Origin of the sequence: Pseudomonas viridiflava, assembly GCF_003702045.1 — a bacterium.
In the GTDB taxonomy this organism is placed as follows: Bacteria; Pseudomonadota; Gammaproteobacteria; order Pseudomonadales; family Pseudomonadaceae; genus Aquipseudomonas; species Aquipseudomonas viridiflava_C.
The window spans coordinates 98,814-120,145 of sequence record NZ_RBTP01000076.1 but is presented as its reverse complement, the minus strand read 5'-3'; the positions used below and the strand labels follow the sequence as shown (position 1 = coordinate 120,145).

22 protein-coding genes and 1 pseudogene are annotated in these 21,332 nt (G+C 61.1%); 1 reads left to right on the top strand and 22 read right to left on the bottom strand.

The window, feature by feature from the left end; all coding sequences use genetic code 11:
• Positions 1-14 precede the first annotated feature (14 nt).
• Positions 15-1,280, bottom strand: a complete 1,266-nt coding sequence (locus tag ALP40_RS23495; RefSeq protein WP_122210539.1) for an Hsp70 family protein — start codon at positions 1,278-1,280, stop codon at positions 15-17.
• Between the two features lie 311 nt (positions 1,281-1,591).
• Here ALP40_RS23495 and cbpA point away from each other — a divergent pair, with 311 nt between their 5' ends.
• On the top strand, positions 1,592-2,533 hold the full coding sequence (gene cbpA, locus ALP40_RS23490; RefSeq protein WP_122210538.1) for a curved DNA-binding protein: 942 nt from the start codon (positions 1,592-1,594) through the stop codon (positions 2,531-2,533).
• Positions 2,534-2,685: 152 nt separating this feature from the next.
• Here the strand turns inward: cbpA and ALP40_RS23485 are convergent, their stop codons facing one another.
• The 21 genes and pseudogenes from ALP40_RS23485 to cbiE all read right to left on the bottom strand — a co-directional run bounded on the left by ALP40_RS23485 (position 2,686) and on the right by cbiE (position 21,311).
• Entirely contained in the window at positions 2,686-3,816 is a 1,131-nt protein-coding gene (locus tag ALP40_RS23485; RefSeq protein ID WP_122210537.1) for a sensor histidine kinase KdpD, read from the bottom strand.
• A 143-nt stretch (positions 3,817-3,959) separates the two neighbouring features.
• Positions 3,960-5,660 carry an urease subunit alpha gene (ureC, locus tag ALP40_RS23480; RefSeq protein ID WP_122210536.1) on the bottom strand — a complete coding sequence of 567 codons (1,701 nt, stop codon included), beginning with the start codon at positions 5,658-5,660 and terminating at the stop codon, positions 3,960-3,962.
• A gap of 136 nt (positions 5,661-5,796) precedes the next feature.
• Positions 5,797-6,105 carry an urease subunit beta gene (locus tag ALP40_RS23475; protein WP_122210535.1) on the bottom strand — a complete coding sequence of 103 codons (309 nt, stop codon included), beginning with the start codon at positions 6,103-6,105 and terminating at the stop codon, positions 5,797-5,799.
• Positions 6,102-6,635: a GNAT family N-acetyltransferase gene (locus tag ALP40_RS23470; protein WP_122210534.1), complete on the bottom strand. Its 534-nt coding sequence runs from the start codon at positions 6,633-6,635 to the stop codon at positions 6,102-6,104. The genes ALP40_RS23475 and ALP40_RS23470 overlap by 4 nt, the downstream gene beginning before the upstream one ends.
• A 13-nt stretch (positions 6,636-6,648) precedes the next feature.
• Complete coding sequence (locus ALP40_RS23465) at positions 6,649-7,191, bottom strand: GNAT family N-acetyltransferase (RefSeq protein ID WP_122210533.1); 543 nt, start codon at positions 7,189-7,191, stop codon at positions 6,649-6,651.
• Positions 7,192-7,201: 10 nt separating this feature from the next.
• The gene (locus ALP40_RS23460; RefSeq protein ID WP_004887254.1) at positions 7,202-7,504 is read right to left on the bottom strand and encodes an urease subunit gamma; all 303 of its coding nucleotides are present in this window, start codon (positions 7,502-7,504) and stop codon (positions 7,202-7,204) included.
• 100 nt (positions 7,505-7,604) lie between these two features.
• Positions 7,605-8,450 (bottom strand): urease accessory protein UreD, encoded by an 846-nt coding sequence (locus ALP40_RS23455; RefSeq protein ID WP_122210532.1) that lies wholly within the window; start codon positions 8,448-8,450, stop codon positions 7,605-7,607.
• 48 nt (positions 8,451-8,498) lie between these two features.
• On the bottom strand, positions 8,499-9,197 hold the full coding sequence (gene urtE / locus ALP40_RS23450) for an urea ABC transporter ATP-binding subunit UrtE (protein WP_099229555.1): 699 nt from the start codon (positions 9,195-9,197) through the stop codon (positions 8,499-8,501).
• Positions 9,198-9,305: 108 nt separating this feature from the next.
• Positions 9,306-10,166, bottom strand: a complete 861-nt coding sequence (gene urtD / locus ALP40_RS23445; RefSeq protein WP_122210531.1) for an urea ABC transporter ATP-binding protein UrtD — start codon at positions 10,164-10,166, stop codon at positions 9,306-9,308.
• Complete coding sequence (gene urtC / locus ALP40_RS23440; protein ID WP_122210530.1) at positions 10,163-11,242, bottom strand: urea ABC transporter permease subunit UrtC; 1,080 nt, start codon at positions 11,240-11,242, stop codon at positions 10,163-10,165. The genes urtD and urtC overlap by 4 nt, the downstream gene beginning before the upstream one ends.
• The gene (urtB, locus tag ALP40_RS23435; protein ID WP_122210529.1) at positions 11,242-12,831 is read right to left on the bottom strand and encodes an urea ABC transporter permease subunit UrtB; all 1,590 of its coding nucleotides are present in this window, start codon (positions 12,829-12,831) and stop codon (positions 11,242-11,244) included. The genes urtC and urtB overlap by 1 nt, the downstream gene beginning before the upstream one ends.
• Before the next feature lie 160 nt (positions 12,832-12,991).
• Complete coding sequence (gene urtA, locus ALP40_RS23430; RefSeq protein ID WP_024688750.1) at positions 12,992-14,257, bottom strand: urea ABC transporter substrate-binding protein; 1,266 nt, start codon at positions 14,255-14,257, stop codon at positions 12,992-12,994.
• A 320-nt stretch (positions 14,258-14,577) separates the two neighbouring features.
• Complete coding sequence (locus ALP40_RS23425; protein ID WP_122210528.1) at positions 14,578-15,951, bottom strand: PepSY domain-containing protein; 1,374 nt, start codon at positions 15,949-15,951, stop codon at positions 14,578-14,580.
• 81 nt (positions 15,952-16,032) lie between these two features.
• Positions 16,033-16,440 carry a DUF2946 domain-containing protein gene (locus tag ALP40_RS23420; protein WP_259640748.1) on the bottom strand — a complete coding sequence of 136 codons (408 nt, stop codon included), beginning with the start codon at positions 16,438-16,440 and terminating at the stop codon, positions 16,033-16,035.
• Between the two features lie 49 nt (positions 16,441-16,489).
• Positions 16,490-16,951 carry a copper chaperone PCu(A)C gene (locus ALP40_RS23415; RefSeq protein WP_122210526.1) on the bottom strand — a complete coding sequence of 154 codons (462 nt, stop codon included), beginning with the start codon at positions 16,949-16,951 and terminating at the stop codon, positions 16,490-16,492.
• A gap of 54 nt (positions 16,952-17,005) precedes the next feature.
• Positions 17,006-17,392 carry a DUF2946 domain-containing protein gene (locus ALP40_RS23410; protein WP_122210525.1) on the bottom strand — a complete coding sequence of 129 codons (387 nt, stop codon included), beginning with the start codon at positions 17,390-17,392 and terminating at the stop codon, positions 17,006-17,008.
• 108 nt (positions 17,393-17,500) lie between these two features.
• Complete coding sequence (locus ALP40_RS23405; RefSeq protein ID WP_122210524.1) at positions 17,501-17,791, bottom strand: addiction module antidote protein; 291 nt, start codon at positions 17,789-17,791, stop codon at positions 17,501-17,503.
• A pseudogene (locus ALP40_RS23400) lies at positions 17,788-18,095 on the bottom strand (type II toxin-antitoxin system RelE/ParE family toxin). Before ALP40_RS23400 ends, ALP40_RS23405 begins: the two are co-directional and overlap by 4 nt.
• A 188-nt stretch (positions 18,096-18,283) precedes the next feature.
• Positions 18,284-19,000, bottom strand: coding sequence for a cobalt-precorrin-6A reductase (locus ALP40_RS23395; RefSeq protein ID WP_122210523.1), 717 nt, complete (start codon positions 18,998-19,000; stop codon positions 18,284-18,286).
• Positions 19,001-19,002: 2 nt separating this feature from the next.
• Positions 19,003-20,109 (bottom strand): cobalt-precorrin-5B (C(1))-methyltransferase, encoded by a 1,107-nt coding sequence (locus ALP40_RS23390; protein WP_122210522.1) that lies wholly within the window; start codon positions 20,107-20,109, stop codon positions 19,003-19,005.
• Positions 20,109-21,311, bottom strand: coding sequence for a precorrin-6y C5,15-methyltransferase (decarboxylating) subunit CbiE (gene cbiE / locus ALP40_RS23385; RefSeq protein WP_122210521.1), 1,203 nt, complete (start codon positions 21,309-21,311; stop codon positions 20,109-20,111). The genes ALP40_RS23390 and cbiE overlap by 1 nt, the downstream gene beginning before the upstream one ends.
• Positions 21,312-21,332: the final 21 nt, after the last annotated feature.

Genomic DNA, 21,332 nt, shown 5'->3' with positions numbered 1-21,332 from the left:
ATCATCAGCTACCTTCAGCCGTAGCGCTTCTTCGCTTCAATTGCCAGCCCGCTGCCGATGCTGCCAAAGATGTTGCCTTCCACGTGTCGCGCATTCGGCAGCATGGCCGAGACGCTGTTGCGCAGTGCCGGAATGCCGCTCGAACCGCCAGTGAAGAACACCGTGTTGACCTGCTCGACGCCCACGCCTGCCTGATTCAGCAGTTGAGTCACGCTGTTGCGGACCCGCTCAAGCTGCGCATCGATCGCGGTTTCGAACATTGCTCGACCAAGGTCAACCCTCAACCCCGGTTCGATACGGTCCATCAGCAAATGACGGCTGTCGGTCTGGGTCAGCTGGATTTTGGTTTCTTCCACTTCCATCGCCAGCCAGTGCCCGGCGCGTTGCTCGATCAATTTGAACAGCCGGTCGATGCCGCCGGTGTCTTCGATGTCGTAGCGCATGCTGCCCAGTGCAAGCTGGGATTTCTGCGAGTACACCGCGTTGATGGTGTGCCAGGTCGCCAGGTTGATGTGGTGGCTGGTGGGCATATAGGCGCCGCTTTTCATACGGCTGCCATAACCAAACAGCGGCATTACGCCTTGCAGACTCAGTTGCTTGTCGAAGTCGGTGCCGCCGATGTGGACGCCACCCGTGGCCAGGATGTCGTCCTGACGATCCTCATGCTCACGACGCTCTGGCGACAGCCGTACCAGCGAGAAGTCGGACGTACCACCGCCGATGTCGACGATCAGTACCAGCTCTTCCTGAGTGATGGTCGACTCGTAATCGAAGGCGGCCGCAATAGGTTCGAACTGGAACGACACGTCCTTGAAGCCGATCTTGCGTGCGACCTCTGCCAACGTGTCCTCGGCTTCCTGGTCGGCTTGCGCGTCGTCGTCGACGAAATGCACAGGGCGGCCCAGCACCACTTGTTCGAACTCGCGTCCGGCCGTGTTTTCAGCGCGTTTTTTCAGCTCGCCAATAAACAGGGCCAGCAGGTCCTTGAACGGCATCGCGGTGCCCAGCACGCTGGTGTCGTGCTTGATCAGCTTGGAACCCAGCAGGCTTTTTAGCGAGCGCATCAGGCGGCCTTCGTAGCCTTCCAGGTATTCGTGGAGTGCCAGGCGGCCGTAGACCGGGCGGCGTTCTTCCATGTTGAAGAACACCACCGAGGGCAATGTAATCTTGTCGTCCTCCAGCGCGATCAACGATTCCACACCGGGGCGTTGCCAGCCCACCGTGGAGTTGGACGTGCCGAAATCGATGCCGCAGGCACGGGCCGGGGATTGGTCAGTCATGTCTTTTACGTTCCAGTCAAAAAACGGCCGCGCAGTTTATGTCAGCGCGGGGCAATTGCGTAGGGCGTTGCGTCGCTTATTCCGGGTTATCGGTATTTGCACTCAGGCCTTGAACTCGCAGCCATTACCCCCAATCTTGATGGGATTCTCGGTAGACCTGGGTGTCGAACACCTGACTTGCCTGCAAAACGCGGCGAGCTGCCGATGTGTTTTTCGATGTGAAGTCTTTCAGGTGCCTCGCACACGAGGAGGCTGGGCGTGTTATACCAGCGCATCTGGCTGCGCTGGATAATTGGATGGGTGAGTGTTAGATGGATTTCAAAGACTACTACAAGATACTGGATGTCGAACCGACGGCTGACGACAAGGCGATCAAGACGGCCTATCGCAAGTTGGCGCGCAAGTATCACCCCGACGTCAGTAAAGAGGCGGGGGCTGAGGACAAATTCAAGGAAGCGTCCGAGGCTTATGAAGTCCTCAGCAGCCCCGACAAGCGCGCTGAATATGACGAGCTGCGCAAGTACGGGCGTCAGGGGCGACCTTTCCAGGCACCACCGGGCTGGCAGAGCCGCGCCGGTGCGGGCGGGTTTGGTGAAGAGACGGCGGACTTCTCGGAGTTCTTCAGCTCCATATTTGGCGGACGCGCCCAGCAGGGCGGCCGAAGCCGCACTCCGGGTCGCAAGGGGCAGGACGTGGAAATGGAACTCGCGGTCTTTCTGGAAGAGACCTTGTCGGCCGAATCAAAGCAGGTCAGTTTCAAGGTGCCGCAGCACAGCCCCAACGGGCAACGCATGAGCGACATCACCAAAACCCTGAACGTGAAGATTCCAGCCGGCGTGGTCGACGGCGAGCGTATTCGTCTCAAAGGGCAGGGTGCGCCAGGGATCGCTGGCGGAGCCAATGGTGATCTGTACCTGATCATCCGCCTTGCGCCGCACCCGATGTTCGAGGTGGAAGATCATGATCTGGTCATCACGGTTCCGCTGGCGCCGTGGGAAGCTGCATTGGGCACCAAGGTCGCCGTGCCGACCCTCACCGGCCGGATCAACCTGACCATCCGTCCTGATAGCCAGAACGGTCAGCGCCTGCGCATCAAAGGCAATGGCCTGATGACCAAGAGCGGCGAGCGCGGTGATTTGTATGCCCAGCTCAAAGTCGTCATGCCCAAGCATATTGATGAAGCCAGCCGGGCGCTGTGGCAGAAGCTGGCGGACAGCTCGGCGTTTGACCCAAGGGCGCAATGGGGCAGTTGATCGTGTCATGATCGTTTCCACGCTCCTGCGTGGTAACGCCGCTCAGGACGACGCTCCGCGTCCGCTCCCGAACGTTACGCAGAGCGTCACGGCTGCATGTCCAAGCGGAGCATGGGCATGATCGGCGCAGGGCACACTCACGGTCGTCGGCATCAGTGTTTAGGCAGCACCACAGTAAAAGTGGTGCCGTCGCCGATGGTCGAGGTCACGGTAATGCTGCCACTGTGTGCATTGACCACTTCCTTGACGATGAACAGACCCAGGCCCAGGCTGGTCGAGGTGGTGCGGCTTTCGCTGTTTTCGTCGGAACTGCGCACTAGCGGGTCGAAGATCGTGCCGATGGCGTCTTCGGCAATCGGCTTGCCTTCGTTATGAACGACCAGCTCCACCGTGTCCGGCCCCCCGTTGACGCGCACCGTGATCTCGTGACTGGCGGCACCGTGTTGCAGCGCGTTGCCAATCAGGTTCTGTAGCATCTGACTGATTCGCCCGCTGTCCCAGTGACCCTGCGTTTCGCCCTCGATACTCAGCACGGGGGCCGAACCGGGCTGCCCGGCGGTCGCTTCTTCCAAGGCTTCGCGACAGGCGTTGGCCAGGTCCATGAACTTGCGTTCCACCGGCAGGCTGGCGCCCAGGCGGCTGCGCACGAACTCAAGCAGATCACCAACCATCGTGCCCATGTGCCGGGTGCTGGTCTTGATGCGCGAAATGTAGCCTTGGGTTTTATCGTCCATGACCAATTTGCGAGCCAGCAGCTCGGTCGACATGCTGACCGCCTGAAGCGGCGCACGCAGATCATGGCCCAGAATCGCCAGAAAGATATCCCGTGAACGTGCGACACGCTCGGCATACGCCGCAGTGGACTCGGCCAATGCTTCGTCGATGGCCTCATTGAAGCGGATCACATCGCGAAAGTCGGCCAGTTGCGGGGTGGTCAGGCTGTCGACCCACAAACGGATAACGCTGGCGCGCAGGTGCCTGAATTCTGAAGTCATTTGCACCAGGTCAAACCCGACTTCATGGCGCAGTTCTCCATGACTGGTCGCGGCTTCATCCAGGCTCGGCGTCTTGTTCAGCTCCTCGCCGCGGGCTTTGGCGATCTCTTCGCTTTTGCTCTGTGCAGTCTTCATGTCCCGCGCAGCCGCCAGCAGTATCGACTGGGCGTGATCGCGCAGTTCGGCGGTATTCATCGTATCTGCAGCGGGTTTCAGTGTTCTGGCGAAGTTTTCCCATTCATCGACGATGCGATCCACGTGGAGAACGATGAATTCGGAGAGGCGCATGGCCGGTTACCTTGGGGGAGCTGATTGGAGATGGCGCATCTTACCGTCTTTACACCGAGCTACAAACACAGCGTTTACTGTCATATCTGTCAGTAGACGCTGTTTTTGTCAGGTGTTCGCGCGGTTTGGCGTTCAACCTGTTTTCAGAACAGAAAATACCGCTGCGCCATCGGCAAGACATCAGCCGGTTCACACCACAGCAACACGCCATCGGCCTTGACCTGATAGGTCTGCGGGTCGACATCGATGTCGGGCAGATAGTCGTTGTGGATCAGGTCTTTTTTCTGCACGGTGCGGCAGCCTTTGACTACGCCTATCTGTTTCTTCAAGCCCAATGATTCCGGCACACCTGCATCGAATGCGGCCTGGCTGATGAAGGTCAGGCTGGTGGCGTGCAGCGAGCTGCCATAGCTGGCAAACATCGGGCGGTAGTGGACCGGTTGCGGCGTCGGGATCGAGGCGTTGGCGTCGCCCATCAGGCTGGCGGCAATCGCGCCGCCCTTGAGGATCAAGGTCGGTTTGACGCCGAAGAACGCCGGACGCCACAGCACCAGGTCCGCCCATTTGCCCACTTCAATAGAGCCCACTTCGTGACTGATGCCGTGGGTAATGGCCGGGTTGATGGTGTATTTGGCGATGTAACGCTTGGCGCGGAAGTTGTCATTGCCGGGGCCGTCCTGAGGCAGCGGACCGCGTTGCTTCTTCATCTTGTCGGCGGTCTGCCAGGTGCGCATGATCACCTCGCCGACCCGGCCCATCGCCTGACTGTCGGAACTGAGCATCGAAAACGCTCCCAGATCGTGGAGGATATCTTCGGCAGCGATGGTTTCGCGGCGGATACGGCTTTCCGCGAACGCGACGTCTTCAGCGATGCTCGGGTCCAGGTGATGGCAGACCATGAGCATGTCCAGATGCTCGTCGATGGTGTTGCGGGTGAACGGCCGGGTCGGGTTGGTCGAGCTGGGCAGCACGTTCGGCGAGCCGCAGGCCTTGATGATGTCCGGCGCGTGGCCGCCACCGGCGCCTTCGGTGTGGTAAGTGTGAATCGTGCGATTCTTGAACGCCGCCAGCGTGGTTTCGACAAAGCCCGACTCGTTCAGCGTGTCGGTGTGAATCGCCACTTGCACGTCGTACTCGTCGGCGACGCTCAGGCAGTTGTCGATGGCCGCAGGCGTGGTGCCCCAGTCTTCGTGCAGCTTGAGGCCGATGGCCCCCGCCTTGACCTGCTCGATCAGCGGGCCGGGCAGGCTGACGTTGCCCTTGCCGGTCAGGCCGATGTTCATCGGGAAGGAGTCGGCTGCTTGAAGCATGCGCGCCATGTGCCAAGGCCCGGGGGTGACGGTCGTGGCGTTGGTGCCGGTTGCCGGGCCGGTGCCGCCGCCGATCATGGTGGTCACACCGCTCATCAATGCTTCTTCGATCTGCTGCGGGCAAATGAAGTGGATGTGCGTATCGACGCCGCCTGCGGTGAGGATCATTCCCTCACCTGCGATGACTTCGGTGGCGGCGCCGACGGCGATGGTCACGTCAGGCTGGATGTCCGGGTTACCCGCCTTGCCAATGGCCGCGATGCGACCGTTCTTGAGGCCGACGTCCGCTTTGACGATGCCCCAGTGATCGATGATCAACGCATTGGTGATCAGCGTGTCGACCACCTCGGCCGCCAGCAACTGCCCCTGGCCCATGCCGTCACGAATGACCTTGCCGCCGCCGAATTTCACTTCTTCGCCGTAGGTGGTGAAATCCTTTTCGACTTCGACCCACAGTTCGGTGTCGGCCAGGCGAACCTTGTCGCCAACGGTAGGGCCGAACATGTCGGCATAGGCTTGTCTGGAAATCTTCATGGTGATTCCTTGAATGCTTTATTGGCCCCACACTGATCGCTACCACGCGCTGCGTGGTAATGCCTCTCAGGACACTCTGCGTTCGTCGTGTGACGCGGAACGTCATGGGCTGCAGGCGTGCAGCCCATGCCGTCAATCAATCCAGTTTGCCCATCACACGACCGGCAAACCCGTACACCTCGCGCAATCCGGCGAGATCAACCAGCTCGATCTCCCGTGCCTGCCCTGGCTCAAAGCGCACGGCGGTGCCGGCCGGGATGTTCAAGCGCATGCCGCGACTCGCGGCGCGGTCGAAGGTCAGCGCGTCGTTGGTTTCGAAAAAATGGAAGTGCGAACCCACCTGAATCGGGCGGTCGCCACTGTTGGCGACGGTGAGACTCAGGGTGCGGCGTCCGGCGTTGAGTTCGATCTCGCCGGGCTGGATCTGGTATTGACCAGGGATCATGTCGGTTGCCCCAAGTTTTTGAAGTAAATGGCGGTCGGTCTGTAGCGACCGTCCGGTGTGGCGCAGTAATCGGGCAGTTCGCCTACGCGGGTGTAGGCTATCGAGCGGTAGAAGGACTCGGCCGTGGAGCCTGCTTCGGTGTCCAGGTACAACAGGCCGCGCTTGAGCCTCACGGCAGCCTGCTCGAGCGCTTCCATCAGTTGCCTGCCCAGCCCACGGCCCCGTGCCACTGGCAGCACCATCAGTTTCTGCACTTCAGCACGATTGAGCCCATTGGGCTTCTGACACAGCACGAGTTGCGCACTGGCCAGCACGCGTTCGTTGTCGACCACGACCCACAGCAGCAGGTTGCCTGACGCGACGTCAGCCCTTAAGTCGTCGCACCAGCTCAACGCCTGTCCCAGCGTCAGGTCGGCCATGAACCCAACCGATGCGCCATCGTGAACGGTGTCGAACAACAGCTGCGCCAGGTCGTGGCGATAATGCGCAAAGCTTTCGGCGGTGACGCGACGCAACTGTGCAGGGTTCATGGACGGCTCTCGGTTATACGGATGTGGGGGCTTGCGAGGCTGGCGCCTGAGCGCCGGGCGACAGGTCCAGCTGCATGAAGGTCAGGTCCAGCCAGCGACCGAACTTGGTGCCAACCTGCGGCATCTGGCCAGTGGTCTTGAAGCCTAGTCGTTCATGCAGATAAATAGAGGCCGCGTTACCGCTTTCGATGGCGGCGACCATCATGTGTTTGTCGCAGGTACGGGCGCGCTCGATCAGGGCCGACATCAATTTCGGCCCCAGGCCTTTGCCACGCTGATCGGCGCGTACGTACACCGAATGCTCGACGGTATGGCGAAAACCTTCGAAAGGACGCCAGTCGCCAAACGACGAATAGCCCACGACGTCGCCTGCCGCATCCACGGCCACCAGGATCGGATAAGCCTGTGTCTGGCGGGAGGCATACCACGCCTGACGGTTGGCCAGGTCGACCGGCTGTTCGTTCCAGATGGCCGTGGTGTTGAGCACCGCATCGTTGTAGATAGCGAGGATGCCGGGCAGATCGTCCGGCAGCGCATCGCGAATCACGTCTGGCATGGTCGAATCCTCAGGCAATCGGCTGATGCACGGTGACCAGTTTGGTCCCGTCTGGAAAGGTCGCTTCCACCTGGATTTCCGGGATCATTTCCGGAATGCCTTCCATCACTTGCTCGCGGGTCAGCAGCGTCGTGCCGTAGTGCATCAGGTCGGCGACCGTCTGACCGTCACGCGCGCCTTCCAGCAGTGCAGCGGAGATGTAGGCCATCGCTTCCGGGTAATTGAGCTTCACCCCGCGCGCCAGACGCCGTTCGGCAACCAGTCCGGCGGTGAAAATCAGCAGCTTGTCTTTTTCGCGTGGCGTCAGGTCCATAGCGTTTCCGTGTTGTAGTGTTCCGATTGCCGTGCAGTCGTTGTTGGCGCTTTTGTGGGAGGTGGCAAGCCGTCTCCCACGATTCTATGTGTGCCAGCCTTCATGTATTCCAGATTCTCGGCGTTACCGCCTCGCGTCCCAGCAGGGCCGGGCGCAGCCTTTTCCAGAGTTCGATCAGCCAGGCCCGAGCGTGCAGGGCTTCGTCGGCCAGGCAACGCGCCAGTACCAGCCCCGGCAATTGCGTCAGGTCACCGCGTACCGGGTTGGGCATCGACAGGCTGCGGCAGGCTTCAAGCAGTTCGCTGTCCACGTCGCCTGTGATCAGCAACGTGGCAAACACCGTATGGCCATCCAGCCCGATCGGCGAATCCAACAGCCCGTCGCCCCCGATGATGCGTTGGCGTTCGTGCCAGATCAATGTGCCGTCGCGGCGTATATCCAGCGCTGACTGAAAATGTCCGTGCTCGAAACGCTCGCCACTGGCCGGACGGCCCAGGGCCACGACATCCCAATAGCACAGCTTTGCGTCGCCCTGCAGCTCGATACGGGTGGTCAGTTCGGCCTGAGCGTTGCTGAATACGATGGTTTCCTGAGGCAGCCATTCCAGGGTCGCGCCGGGCGCTACCGTAAGGTCCAGTTGCTGAAACGCCGGGCTTGCTGCGCGATACCATTTGGCCGCGCCGGGGCTGGTCAGTTGTGCCCAGGCATCGGGGCCGACGTTCGCGCAGATATCCAGACGGTCGCCGCCCGCGATACCGCCGGGAGGATGAACGATGATGTGCTGACACACTTGCGGACCTTCGGCATACAGGTGCTTTTGCACCCGCAGCGGGCCTTTGTGGCGGCGCTGAACAGGGCGCGTGCTGTCGTCAAAGCGCCCGTAACCCAGCTCCAGCTCGGCGTGCCAGCTGGGGGTGAACAGGGCAGTGTTGGCGGGCAGATTCATGGTGTCTTCAATTCTGTGTCGAGGGCTGCACGATAACGGATTGGCGCATCAAATAGTCACCAGGCCGCGAACGCCTTCGGTTTCCATGTTCTCGCCACGGCCCTGCTGGACGATTTCTCCGCGTGACATCACCAGATACTGGTCCGCGAGCTCGGCTGCGAAATCATAGAACTGCTCCACCAGCAGAATCGCCATGTCGCCACGTTCGGCGAGCTTTTTGATCACTGCGCCGATCTCCTTGATCACCGATGGCTGAATGCCCTCGGTAGGCTCGTCGAGAATCAGCAGGCGTGGGCGGCTCGCCAATGCGCGGCCGATAGCCAACTGTTGCTGCTGGCCCCCTGACAGGTCGCCGCCACGGCGATGCTTCATTTGCAGCAGCACCGGGAACAGTTCGTATATGAAGGCGGGCACTTCCTTGGCCTCCGATCCGGGAAAGCGCGACAGGCCCATCAGCAGATTTTCCTCGACCGTCAAACGCCCGAAGATTTCCCGGCCCTGCGGCACGTAGGCAATACCGGCATGTACGCGCTGATGCGGTTTGAAGCCGGTGATGGCTTTGCCTTCCCATTGCACCGAGCCTTCCTTTGACGGCAACAGGCCCATCAGCACGCGCAGCAGCGTGGTCTTGCCCACTCCATTGCGGCCCAGCAGGCAGGTGACTTCACCGACCTTCACGTCGAACGACAGGCCACGCAGAATGTGGCTGCCGCCGTAATATTGATGAAGCTTTTCGACCTGCAGCATGGTTCATGTTCTCTTTGTGACAGCTTGATCTTTGGTCATGAGCGGCTTGCCAGTGACACCCCAGTGCCTGTTTTTCGCGGATAAGTCCGCTCCTACGGGCTGGATGTATCAACGGCCCAGGTACACCTCGATCACGCGTTCATCGGCCTGCACGTCATTCAGCGAGCCTTCGGCCAGTACACTGCCTTGGTGCAATACGGTGACGTGGTCGGCAATCGAGCCCACGAAGCCCATGTCGTGCTCGACCACCATCAATGAATGTTTACCCGCCAAGGTCTTGAACAGTTCGGCTGTGAACTCGGTTTCCGCGTCGGTCATGCCTGCAACCGGCTCGTCGAGCAGCAGCAGTTGCGGGTCTTGGACCAGCAGCATGCCAATTTCCAGAAACTGCTTCTGACCGTGGGACAGCAATCCTGCCGGGCGCTGCACGGAGCCTGTCAGGCGAATGGTTTCCAGCACCTCGTTGATCCGGTCGCGCTGCTCGCCATTCAAGCGGGCGCGCAGACTGGCCCACACGGATTTATCGGTCTTCTGTGCCAGTTCCAGGTTTTCGAACACGCTCAGCGCTTCGAACACCGTGGGCTTTTGAAACTTGCGCCCGATCCCGGCCTGCGCGATCTGCACTTCACTCATCTGGGTCAGGTCCAGCGTCTCGCCGAACCAGGCCTTGCCATGACTGGGCCGGGTCTTGCCGGTGATCACGTCCATCAGCGTGGTCTTGCCTGCGCCGTTGGGGCCGATGATGCAGCGCAACTCACCGACGCTGATGTACAGATTCAGGTCATTGAGCGCCTTGAAGCCGTCGAAGCTGACGCTGATGTCTTCCAGGGTCAGGATGGTGCCGTGGCGCGTATTCAGTCCTTTGCCTGCGCTTTTGCCCAGCCCCAGCGCGTCACGGCTGGTGCCTGCGTCGGAATTGGGGTCCAGCACCGGTTCCAGCATGAAAGAAGGCGTTGGCGTGGTTTTCATGACTCGCTCCTTTTCTTCAGTACGCCAATGACGCCTTTGGGCAGGTAGAGCGTGACGATGATGAACAGCGCGCCGAGGAAGAACAGCCAGTATTCCGGGAACGCCACGGTGAACCAGCTTTTCATGCCATTGACCAGACCGGCACCCAGAAGCGGGCCGATCAGCGTGCCGCGTCCGCCCAAGGCCACCCAGACCGCAGCCTCGATGGAGTTGGTCGGCGACATCTCGCTCGGGTTGATGATGCCGACCTGCGGCACATACAGCGCTCCGGCCAGGCCGCACAAGACCGCACTCAGGACCCAGACGAACAGCTTGAAACCGCGTGGATCGTAGCCGCAGAACATCAGCCGGTTTTCCGCATCGCGCAGGGCCGTCAGCACCCGGCCGAACTTGCTCTGCGCCAGACGCCAGCCGATGTACAGGCTAGCGACCAACAGGATCACGGTCGCCAGAAACAGCGTCGCTCGCGTGCCCTGTGAGCTGATGCTGAAGCCCAGAATGCTGCGGAAGTTGGTGAAACCGTTGTTGCCGCCGAAACCGGTTTCGTTACGAAAGAACAGCAACATGCCGGCGAAGGTCAGGGCCTGGGTCATGATCGAGAAATACACGCCCTTGATCCGTGAGCGAAAGGCGAAGAAGCCGAACACCAGCGCCAGCAAGCCTGGCGCCAATACCACCATGCACATGGCCCACAGGAAGTTATCGGTGCCCGCCCAGTACCACGGCAGCTCGGTCCACGACAGGAAGGTCATGAACGCAGGCAGACCATCGCCCGCCGCTTCGCGCATCAGGTACATGCCCATCGCATAACCGCCTAGCGCGAAAAACAGGCCGTGGCCCAGCGACAGCAGCCCGGCATAGCCCCAGACCAGATCAAGCGCCAGGGCGACGATGGCATAGCAGAGAATCTTGCCCACCAGTGTCAGGGTGTAGGCCGACACTTGCAGGCCGTTGTCGGCAGGCAGGAGCGAAAGCAGCGGCAGGGCCAGCAAAACGGCCAGTACCAGAATGCCCACCGTCAGCGTGCCCTTGGGGCCGACCTTTTGTGCAGCGGTTACCATCAATGGCTGGCTCATCAGTCAATCACCCGTCCTTTCAATGCGAAGAGGCCTTGCGGACGTTTCTGGATAAACAGAATGATCAGCGCCAGGATCAGGATCTTGCCCAGCACGGCGCCGATTTGCGGTTCGAGAATCTTGTTGGCGATGCCCAGCCCGAAGGCCGCCATCACACTGCCTGCCAGTTGCCCGACGCCGCCGAGCACCACCACCAGGAACGAGTCGATGATGTAGCTCTGGCCCAGGTCCGGGCCGACGTTGCCGATCTGGCTCAGTGCGACGCCGCCCAGGCCTGCGATCCCGGAGCCGAGCCCGAAGGCCATCATGTCGATGCGCCCGGTCGGCACGCCGCAGCAGGCGGCCATGTTGCGGTTCTGGGTCACGGCGCGCACGTTCAAGCCCAAGCGGGTCTTGTTCAGCAGCAGCCAGGTCAGCACCACCACGAACAGCGCGAAGGCGATGATGACGATGCGGTTGTAAGGCAGCACCAGATTGGGCAGCACTTGAATGCCGCCAGACAGCCATTCGGGGTTGGCAACTTCAACGTTCTGCGCGCCGAAGGCCAGGCGCACGGCCTGAATCAGCATCAGGCTGATGCCCCAGGTGGCGAGCAGGGTTTCCAGCGGGCGCCCATACAGATGGCGAATCACCGTGCGCTCCAGCGCCATGCCGATCAGCGCAGTGACGAAGAACGCCACCGGCAGCGCCACCAGCGGGTAGAACTCGATAGCGCCCGGTGCGTAGCGTTGGAACATCAACTGCACAACGTAGGTCGAGTAAGCGCCCAGCATCAGCATTTCGCCGTGGGCCATATTGATCACACCCAGCAGGCCGAACGTAATCGCCAGGCCCAGCGCGGCCAGCAGCAGAATCGAGCCCAGCGACATGCCGCTGAATGCCTGCCCCAGGATCTCGCCGATCATCAGCTTGCGTTTGACTTGCGCCAGGCTGGTTTCGGCAGCGATGCGCACCGATGCATCGGTTTCCACCCCAGGCGAGAGCAGCGATTCAAGGCGGGTGCGGGCCAGCGGGTCACCGGTTTCGCCCAACAGGCGCACTGCGGCAAGGCGCACGCTGGGGCTGCTGTCGACCAGTTGCAGGTTGGCCAGCGCCAGGGTCAGCGCGTCTTTTACGCTTGAGTCTGTTTCGGTCGCGACACGCTGGCTCAACAGATCCAGTTGCGCAGGGCGGGCGCTCTTCTGCAGTTGCAAGGCCGCCGCCATGCGCAGCTTTACGTCGGCCGCCAGTAATTGATGGCTGGCCAGCGCGGTCTCGACCAGACCCCGCAGCCGGTTGTTCAGGCGCAGTTTGCGCGGTTCATCGGGTGTCGGTGCGTCGGCCGCGGGTGACGCGTTGGGGTCTACGGCGACGTATTGATCGTTGTTCTCGATCCAGGCCCGCTTGCTGCTGTCGGCAGCCACCCGGCCATCGCGCAGCGCTTCAAGCAATTCGACCCGCTCAGGCATGGGTTTGGCCGCCCAGGCTTCAAGCAGTTCTGCCTGTTGCGAAGAGTTGGCCGCTGCAAAATCGCCCGCATCACTGGCCTGCGCCGCGAAAGGCAGCAACAGGGTGATGGCGAGGATCAGGCGGTAAAAGTAAGAGGGCATATCAATGGCCTTGCTGCACAAGTCTGGACAAATCCACGGCCCCGAGGGAGCGAGCGGGCTCGCGAAGGCGTTCTATCGAGCTGCACCTCTCTAAAAAGATGCACTGGCTTCTTCGCGAGCACGCTCGCTACCACTGGGCGGTGGAAGCGAGCATCCGTGATCAGTTGCTCTTCACCGCGTGATCCGGCTTCTTGTCGTTGCCTGGGATATACGGGCTCCACGGCTGGGCGCGGATCGGTTCTTTGGTCTGCCAGACCACGTTGAACTGACCGTTTTCCTCGACTTCACCGATCATCACCGGTTTGTGCAGGTGGTGGTTGGTCTTGTCCATTGTCAGGGTGAAGCCGGACGGCGCGGCGAAGGTCTGCCCGGCCATCGCTTCACGAACCTTGTCCACGTCGGTGGACTTGGCTTTCTCGACAGCCTGTGCCCACATGTGGATGCCCACGTAGGTGGCTTCCATCGGGTCGTTGGTCACGGCCTTGTCAGCGCCTGGCAGGTTTTTCTTTTTGGCGTAGGCGGTCCAGTCAGCGACGAACTTCTTGTTGACCGGATTCTCCACCGACTGGAAGTAGTTCCAGGCCGCGAGGTGACCGACCAGCGGCTTGGTGTCGATGCCGCGCAGTTCTTCTTCGCCGACGGAGAAGGCCACGACCGGTACGTCGGTGGCTTTCAGGCCCTGGTTGGCCAGCTCCTTGTAGAACGGCACGTTGGAGTCGCCGTTGACGGTGGAGATGACCGCCGTCTTGCCGCCCGCCGAGAATTTCTTGATGTTCGCCACGATGGTTTGGTAATCGGCGTGACCGAAGGGGGTGTAGACCTCTTCGATGTCGCTGTCCTTCACGCCTTTTGAATGCAGAAATGCACGCAGAATCTTGTTGGTGGTACGCGGATAGACGTAGTCGGTGCCCAGCAGGAAGAAGCGCTTGGCTTCACCGCCGTCTTCGCTCATCACGTACTCGACCGCAGGGATAGCCTGCTGGTTGGGTGCTGCACCGGTGTAGAACACGTTTGGCGACATCTCTTCGCCTTCGTATTGCACCGGGTAGAACAGCAGGCCGTTGAGCTCTTCAAACACCGGCAGCACCGATTTGCGCGACACCGACGTCCAGCAGCCGAATACCACGGCAACCTTGTCCTGGGTCAGCAACTGACGGCCCTTTTCTGCGAACAGCGGCCAGTTGGACGCCGGGTCCACAACCACCGGCTCCAGCATCTTGCCGTTCACGCCGCCCTTGGCGTTGATCTCGTCGATGGTCATCAACGCCATGTCTTTAAGCGACGTCTCGGAAATGGCCATCGTCCCGGAAAGTGAATGCAGGATGCCGACCTTGATGGTTTCGGCAGCCTGGACAGTCCACGACAGGCCCATCGCTGCGATGGATGCGGACAGGGTGAAGGCTTTGATCAGACTGCGACGCTTCATTGGACGGGCTCCATTGATCTGTTTTTTTTGGTTGGGCAGAACGACTCTTTAAAGGCTCCCAAGCAAAGGCTGTGCCCAGCCTGAGAAACGGCTTTAGAACGGGCGTTTGGGGGTGTCGCAACGGTCGGGATGCACTGAAGTGGAGCCGGGAAGGAGGGGTGGTGCGCGGCGGCGTGCCGTATTGGTGCGCAAGGTGCGCAGAACGAGAAAAGCCGCCCGAGGGCGGCTTTTTTGTATCTTGAAAGAACGAGGCCTGATCCTGTCAGGTGAGGAATTCATCACAAAACCGCCCGCCGGTTTCAGGCCTCGTCGGGTGCAATTTAAGCTGCTGCCGAAGAATTAGCAAAGCGGGAGAAAACTATTCGGTCAAAAAGCCAGACCACCACCAGCGAAACGCCAACCAGCGGGAACGCAACCGCGATCCCGAACATGATCACCATCGCGGTTTTCCAGCGGGGCAGGTCATGGCGCAGCGCAGGCACACCCAGGCCTCCCGCGGGGCGACGCTTCCACCAGATTACCAATCCGCTGACCGCGCTGAGCAGGATCATCAGGCAGGCGAGGAAGATTAACAGTTGGTTGATCCAGCCGAAAAACTTGCCCTCATGCAGCATCACGCCCATCTCGGTTGCCTTCGAAACCAGGCTGTAGTGCTGCCAGCCGACGTCCGCCAGCACCTTGCCGGTGTACTGATCAATATGCAGCGTGGCGTCGTTGCGCGGGTCGTCGGCGAACACCGACACTGTGAATACACCCTCGGCGGTCTTGGGCGCGGTAATGCTGTAGCCGGGCTCGACGCCTTTGGCGGTTGCGATGTCGACCACCTGTTGCAGGCTGATCTTAGGCGCCGCCGGGCCTGCGGACATACCGTGCTGATGCATGTGCTCGGCATGCTCGCCGGTGGATTGCGGCATCGGCGTGTTTTCCATCGCCCACGGCACGGTCTGGCTGCTGGCGGTGTTGAGTTCGCCAGCCAGTTGCGTGGACTTGGGAACGTCCGTCCACATTGCGGCAGGGAAGGTGTTCCACACCGCTGCGTACTGCTTGCCCCACATGCCGGTCCAGGTCATGCCGCTGAGCAGCATGAACAATAGAATCAGCGAACCCCAGAAACCTGTAACCGCGTGCAGATCCTTCCACAAGACACGACCGCGCGTGGTCAGGCGTGGCCAAAGCACACCTGCGACGCGGGAGCCGCGCGGCCACCAAAGGTACAGCCCGGAAATCACCAGCATGATGCCCCAGCCGGCCGCCAGCTCAACCAGCCGGTCCCCGACAGTGCCGATCATCAACTCGCCGTGCAGGGCGCGGGCAATCGCTTGCAGATTTTGCTTGGCGTCCTGAGTGCCCAGAATGTCGCCGCGATAAGGGTCGACGAAGACATTCACTTCACGGCCCTGTTCACGGATCACGAACTGGGCGCTGCCCTCGGCGTTTACAGGCGGAAAAAATTTACTGATGGCGGCTTGTGGATAAGCGCTCAAAACGCGCTGTTGAAGCTCATCGGCGCTGATCGTGTGATGGGCAGGCGTCACGCTCAGCAGATCGCTGTACATCAGATTGTCGAGCTGCGGCTTGAACAGGTAAATGATCCCGGTCAGCGACAGCATGATCATGAACGGTGCAACGAACAATCCGGCGTAGAAATGCCATCGCCAAGCCAGGTTATAGAAAGAAACAGTGGGTTTTGACACGGTAAACGCTCCCGAATAGGGATAACACAGCACGACTCGCACGCAGCTTTGGCCGAGAGCGGTCATGAAATTTTTCTGGTTCTAGGCTGTGAAAAGCGTTGGCGGCGCGCGACTTCGAGCATTGGGGAAAATCGCTCGCTGCGCATGACCGTGTCGGGTCAGCGCTGTGAAGAAGTCCGCAGGACGGGGCGGGTTGGCTGCAAGCAGCTCAGGCACGTGGGGCAGGGCGGGGCAACTGAACAGAAGGGTGCAATAGCCACATTTGGCCCACAGTGCATGATCGCTCATGCCGGTGTCGGCCGTTTTGGCGTGTTCGCTGCCGTGGTGCGCGTGTTCGTGCGATGCGCTGTCCATCGGTGCGGACATTGAGGATGGCATTGATCCACCGGCGTGCTGATCCATCGGCATCGACTGGGAAATCAATGGGCCGACGAAGATCATCAACATGGCGAACAGGCTCAGCCAAGCGCCCCGGTGTTTAACAGGGATGGCCGGTTGTTCGCGAGTACGGCGCCTAACGCTCAATCTGCAAGTCTGCTCAGTGCTGGTGTTTGGGTGCCTGCTTTTGTACCACGACCTGCACCTGCACATCTCCGGCTTGCTCGAAATGCAGCGTCATCGGGAAGCGTTGTCCGACGAGCAGCTTCGAACGGTCTTTGATGTCCAGCAGCATCACATGCCAGGCCATCGGTGCGAAGGTCACGGTGGCACCGGCGGGAATGTCCACGGCCTGAACCTGCTGCATCTTCATAAGACCGTCTGCCTGGATGTGCTCATGCAGTTGCGCCTGGCCTGCAATCGGGGTGTCGACGCCAAGCAAGCGATCCGCGTGATCGCCCTTGTTTTCGAGCACGAAATAGGCGGCGACGGTCGGCGCGTTGGGCGGCAACGCCATCGACCAGGGGTGGGCGATCATGATGTGGCCAGCGGTGTACTGGTGAGCATGTGCAAAACAGGCAGGCAACAACAGCGCGGCCAGCACAAGGGCTTTCTTGAGCATCGGGGCTCTCCGGTCAATCCATTCAGGTGCATCGAGGCACGGGCAAACGGGTGATCAGACCGGCGGAGAGGCGCGGGGGTTGGCACTCGGCCACTGCAGGCGCGGCGAGGGGTGGATCATGAACATCGCAGGCGCGAAGCGCTCCGGCTCAAGGCGGGCCACCAGGCCATGACTGAAGCCCGGCGGGAGGAGAACAACTGCCGAGCCTGAACAGCACGGACAATGCTGCATCGTGGATTGATGCCGCTGCTCATCAGGCGTGCCGTTTGACGCGCTGCCCAGATCAATAGCGATCAGCCTGGTGCCGCCGCCACAGAATGTCCCCCACAGCACCTGCTCCCCGGCCACGTGTGGCGTGCTGGGAGACAATGGCATGGCCAGCAGACTGAACAGCACTGCAAAGCAGGCAATCCAGACCGATGTCGTGCGTCGTGAAGACATTGCAGGTTCCGTTCTTATTTGAGCGATCAGCCCGGCCATTTAGCCTGAATGAGGGGGATAAGTAAAAAGGACGGGGCGTGGTGGTGTGTCGCGGGCCAAGGGTGATGATCAGCGAGTACTGGCGTGTAGCTTGAGACCAATGGCCCGCATCACTTTCATGACCGTCGTAAACTCCGGATTACCGGTTGCTCCAAATGCCTTGTAGAGGCTTTCACGGCCCAAGCCGGTATCACGCGCAATCTGCGTCATTCCATAGGCTCGAGCGATATCGTTGAGAGCGGCGCGTACCAAGGCTCCGTCACCTGAATCTTCTTCAAGGCATGCGTCCAGATAGTTGGCCATGTCTTCAGGCGTCTTCAAATATTCAGCAGTGTCGAAAGGGGTGGTGTCGTGGTTCATGATGGACTCCTCTCACAGAGGTCTTTTGCCAGTTGTATGGCGTGTTTGATATCTCGCTTTTGGGTGGATTTATCGCCTGCAATCAGGAGCAGATAAATCAGACCCGCCCGACGCGTCATGTACACCCTGTAGCCGGGGCCGCAGTGAACGCGCATTTCCAAACGCCTTGCCCGACGCTTTCGCAATCGCCGAAATTATCCTGCTCGGCTGCTTTGATACGAGCCAGAATTCTGGCCTTGCCTTTTGAGTCTTTCAGACCAGACAGCCACCTGGCAAAGAGGGAGGTTTGTTCAAAGCTATTCATCACTTTACAGTATCCCGTGGGATACAGCCTGGTCATTTATCAGCCGGTAGGGAGACTCAGGCTAGTGAATGACTTGGCAAACACAATGCGTTGTAAACGCTTCAGAACGTTCACGCAGGATGCTCGGAAAAAGATGACTGGAAAGAGAGCATCAGCCCTATCAATACGGCAAATGACGTGGCGCTGCGCTACTGCTCCAAAGCCTCCAGCACCTCTTCCACACGCCAAAACACCCGATCCGCCTCCGGCAGTTCGGGTCGTTTCAGGATCAGCACGGGCAAGCCACGTTCGCGGGCGATGTCGAGTTTGGGTTCGGTGGAATCGCTGCCGCTGTTCTTGCTGATCAGCACGTCGATGCGGCGCTGTTCGAACAGTTGGCGTTCGTCTTCCAGTTGGAAAGGGCCGCGGGCGCCGATGATGTCGCACCGCTCGTTGCCGGGGTAGCTGTCCAGTGCGCGCAAGGTCCAGAATTGGTGCTCCGGGATGTCGTCCACATGTTGCAGCGGCTCGCGACCGAGGGTAAAGAACGGTCGCTTGAACGGTGCCAGCGCGGCGATAAGCGCTGACCAATCGGCCACTTCGCGCCAGTCATCGCCAGGGCCGGCTTGCCACGCTTTACGGCGCAAGGCCCAGCAGGGAATGCCCGCAGTCTTGGCGGCGACGGCTGCGTTGTGGCTGATTTGCGCAGCGTAGGGGTGCGTGGCGTCCAGCAGCAGGTCGACGTTCTGCTCTCGTATGTACTGCGCCATGCCCTCGGCACCGCCATAACCGCCGACTTTCAATCGACACGTCAGGTCGGTCGGCACCCGTCCAACGCCCGCCAGGCTGTAAATGTGCTCGGGTCCCAAGGTTCGGGCAATGGCCAAGGCCTCAGTAATACCACCCAACAACAAAATGCGTTTCATGCCTATTCTCCAGAGACTGTGACGCCCGCCTGGCCGACGATCCCGCCTTGACGGTCAATGGCGAACACCTCGACCTGCACGCTAGCGGGCACCACGCTGCGAGCGAAATTCAACGCGTGCTGGCAAACGGCATCACCCAATGGCACGCCGACCGCAGCGCTCATCGCCAGTGCCTGCTGACTGGTGTTGGCTTCGCGTATCTGCTGTTGCAGCGTAGCGTCGGCCCCCACGTCAGATGCCCATAGCGCCAGTTGCGGCAGGTCGATGCTGGAATGACGGCTGTGCAGGTCCATGTGCCCTGCGGCCAGTTTGCTGATCTTGCCGAAGCCGCCGCACAGGCTGAGTTTAAGCACCGGCACTTTGCGCAAGTGCTTGAGCACCGCGCCCACGAAATCGCCCATTTCGATCAGGGCGATGTCCGGGATGTTGTAGAACCGGCGCATGGTGTCTTCGCTGGCGTTGCCGGTGCAGGCAGCGATGTGCAGATAACCGTTGGTGAAGGCGACATCGATACCCTGATGAATCGAGGCGATATACGCCGCGCAGGAAAACGGCCGGACAATGCCGCTGGTACCCAGAATTGACAGGCCGCCGAGAATGCCCAGGCGCGGGTTCATGGTCTTGAGCGCCAGTGCCTCGCCCCCTTCGACGCCTAGGGTGATCTCGAACCCCCCGTCATAGCCCAGCGATTCAGCCAGGTTCAGCAAGTGCTCGGTCATCATGCGGCGCGGCACAGGATTGATGGCGGGCTCGCCGACGCCCAGCACCAGACCGGGGCGCGTCACGGTGCCAACCCCGGCACCCGCCACAAAGCGCACGCCTGGCGAGGATTGCAGCCGGACGCGGGCAAAGACCAGCGCTCCGTGGGTGACATCGGGATCGTCCCCCGCGTCCTTCAGGGTGCCCGCTTCGGCGTAGTCGCCCACGCAGCGGCAGAACTCCAGACGCATCTGCACCTGCTTGCCCTTGGGCAGCACAATCTCGACCGCGTCGCTCACCTGCCCGCTGAGCAACAGTCGGGCCGCCGCAAGGCTGGTCGCGGTCGCGCAACTGCCCGTGGTCAGGCCACTGCGCAGCGGGGCGGGTTGTTCGGCGGTTTCGTCGCGCATCAGGGCTTGACCACATCCAGCAGCGTGATGGGCAGGGCCTGACGCCACGTATCGAACTCGCCCAACGGCTGGGCGTGGGCCACATGGAGGCGGGTCAACTCGCCGCCGTGCCGCTCGCGCCAGGCCATCAGCGCCGTTTCGCTTTGCAGCGTGACTGCATTGGCAACCAGCCTGCCGCCCGGGCGCAGATGCTCCCAGCAGGTTTCCAGTACGCCGGTGCGCGTCACCCCGCCGCCGATGAAGATCGCGTCCGGACGCTCGAGGCCACTCAGCGCCTGAGGTGCGGTGCCGCGCACCAGTTGCAGGCCTGGAACGCCGAGCGCATCGCGATTGAATTCGATCAATTGCTGCCGCCCTTCGTCAGCCTCGATGGCCAGCGTGCGACAGGTCGGGTGGGCGCGCATCCATTCGATGCCGATGGAGCCGCAACCGGCGCCGACGTCCCATAGCAGCTCGCCCGGCACCGGGGCCAGGCGGGCCAGTGTGATCGCTCTGACGTCACGCTTGGTGAGCTGGCCGTCATGTTCGAACGCGCTGTCCGGCAGGCCGGCGAGCGTTGTCAGGCGCGTGGCGTTGGCGTCGGCGCGGCAGTCTATGGCGACCAGGTTCAGCGCTGCGATGTCCGGGTTGCCCCATGCGCTGGCCAGGCCGTCAACCCGCCGCTCGGCGTCGCCACCCAGATGTTCCAGCACCGTCATGTGGCTCGGACCGAAACCCCGCTCGCGCAGCAGGCCGGCAATGACCGCCGGGCTGCTGCCGTCGTTGCTCAGCACCAGCAGGCGCACGCCGTGATGAATATGGGCGTTCAACGCGGCAACGGGGCGGGCTACCACGGAAAGCATCACCACCTCCTGCAATGGCCAGCCCAGCCGTGCCGCCGCCAGAGAGTAGGAGGAGGGCGCAGGCAGGATATGCATTTCTTCGAGGGCGACGATACGACTCAGGCTGGCTCCGACGCCGAACAGCATCGGATCACCACTGGCCAGCACGCAAACCTCTGCGCCGCGCTGTTCAAGGACCGGGTTGAGCGAAAAAGGGCTTGGCCATGCGCGGCGTTCGGCGCGGATGCAGGGCGGTAGCAGGGCCAGTTGACGCGGCCCGCCAAACACCTGATCGGCGCGCAGCAGAGCGTGCCGGGCGTTCCTGCCCAAGCCTTTGTAACCGTCTTCTCCGATTCCCACCACTGTCAGCCAAGGCGACATGCATACCCCTCAATCCGAACT

What these genes read in the sequence shown, in the direction of transcription:
- ALP40_RS23495 (WP_122210539.1), bottom strand. Translation starts at nt 1,280, where the DNA reads ATGACTGACCAATCCCCGGCCCGTGCCTGCGGCATCGATTTCGGCACG.
- cbpA (WP_122210538.1), top strand. Translation starts at nt 1,592, where the DNA reads ATGGATTTCAAAGACTACTACAAGATACTGGATGTCGAACCGACGGCT.
- ALP40_RS23485 (WP_122210537.1), bottom strand. Translation starts at nt 3,816, where the DNA reads ATGCGCCTCTCCGAATTCATCGTTCTCCACGTGGATCGCATCGTCGAT.
- ureC (WP_122210536.1), bottom strand. Translation starts at nt 5,660, where the DNA reads ATGAAGATTTCCAGACAAGCCTATGCCGACATGTTCGGCCCTACCGTT.
- ALP40_RS23475 (WP_122210535.1), bottom strand. Translation starts at nt 6,105, where the DNA reads ATGATCCCTGGTCAATACCAGATCCAGCCCGGCGAGATCGAACTCAAC.
- ALP40_RS23470 (WP_122210534.1), bottom strand. Translation starts at nt 6,635, where the DNA reads ATGAACCCTGCACAGTTGCGTCGCGTCACCGCCGAAAGCTTTGCGCAT.
- ALP40_RS23465 (WP_122210533.1), bottom strand. Translation starts at nt 7,191, where the DNA reads ATGCCAGACGTGATTCGCGATGCGCTGCCGGACGATCTGCCCGGCATC.
- ALP40_RS23460 (WP_004887254.1), bottom strand. Translation starts at nt 7,504, where the DNA reads ATGGACCTGACGCCACGCGAAAAAGACAAGCTGCTGATTTTCACCGCC.
- ALP40_RS23455 (WP_122210532.1), bottom strand. Translation starts at nt 8,450, where the DNA reads ATGAATCTGCCCGCCAACACTGCCCTGTTCACCCCCAGCTGGCACGCC.
- urtE (WP_099229555.1), bottom strand. Translation starts at nt 9,197, where the DNA reads ATGCTGCAGGTCGAAAAGCTTCATCAATATTACGGCGGCAGCCACATT.
- urtD (WP_122210531.1), bottom strand. Translation starts at nt 10,166, where the DNA reads ATGAAAACCACGCCAACGCCTTCTTTCATGCTGGAACCGGTGCTGGAC.
- urtC (WP_122210530.1), bottom strand. Translation starts at nt 11,242, where the DNA reads ATGAGCCAGCCATTGATGGTAACCGCTGCACAAAAGGTCGGCCCCAAG.
- urtB (WP_122210529.1), bottom strand. Translation starts at nt 12,831, where the DNA reads ATGCCCTCTTACTTTTACCGCCTGATCCTCGCCATCACCCTGTTGCTG.
- urtA (WP_024688750.1), bottom strand. Translation starts at nt 14,257, where the DNA reads ATGAAGCGTCGCAGTCTGATCAAAGCCTTCACCCTGTCCGCATCCATC.
- ALP40_RS23415 (WP_122210526.1), bottom strand. Translation starts at nt 16,951, where the DNA reads ATGCTCAAGAAAGCCCTTGTGCTGGCCGCGCTGTTGTTGCCTGCCTGT.
- ALP40_RS23410 (WP_122210525.1), bottom strand. Translation starts at nt 17,392, where the DNA reads ATGTCTTCACGACGCACGACATCGGTCTGGATTGCCTGCTTTGCAGTG.
- ALP40_RS23405 (WP_122210524.1), bottom strand. Translation starts at nt 17,791, where the DNA reads ATGAACCACGACACCACCCCTTTCGACACTGCTGAATATTTGAAGACG.
- ALP40_RS23395 (WP_122210523.1), bottom strand. Translation starts at nt 19,000, where the DNA reads ATGAAACGCATTTTGTTGTTGGGTGGTATTACTGAGGCCTTGGCCATT.
- ALP40_RS23390 (WP_122210522.1), bottom strand. Translation starts at nt 20,109, where the DNA reads ATGCGCGACGAAACCGCCGAACAACCCGCCCCGCTGCGCAGTGGCCTG.
- cbiE (WP_122210521.1), bottom strand. Translation starts at nt 21,311, where the DNA reads ATGTCGCCTTGGCTGACAGTGGTGGGAATCGGAGAAGACGGTTACAAA.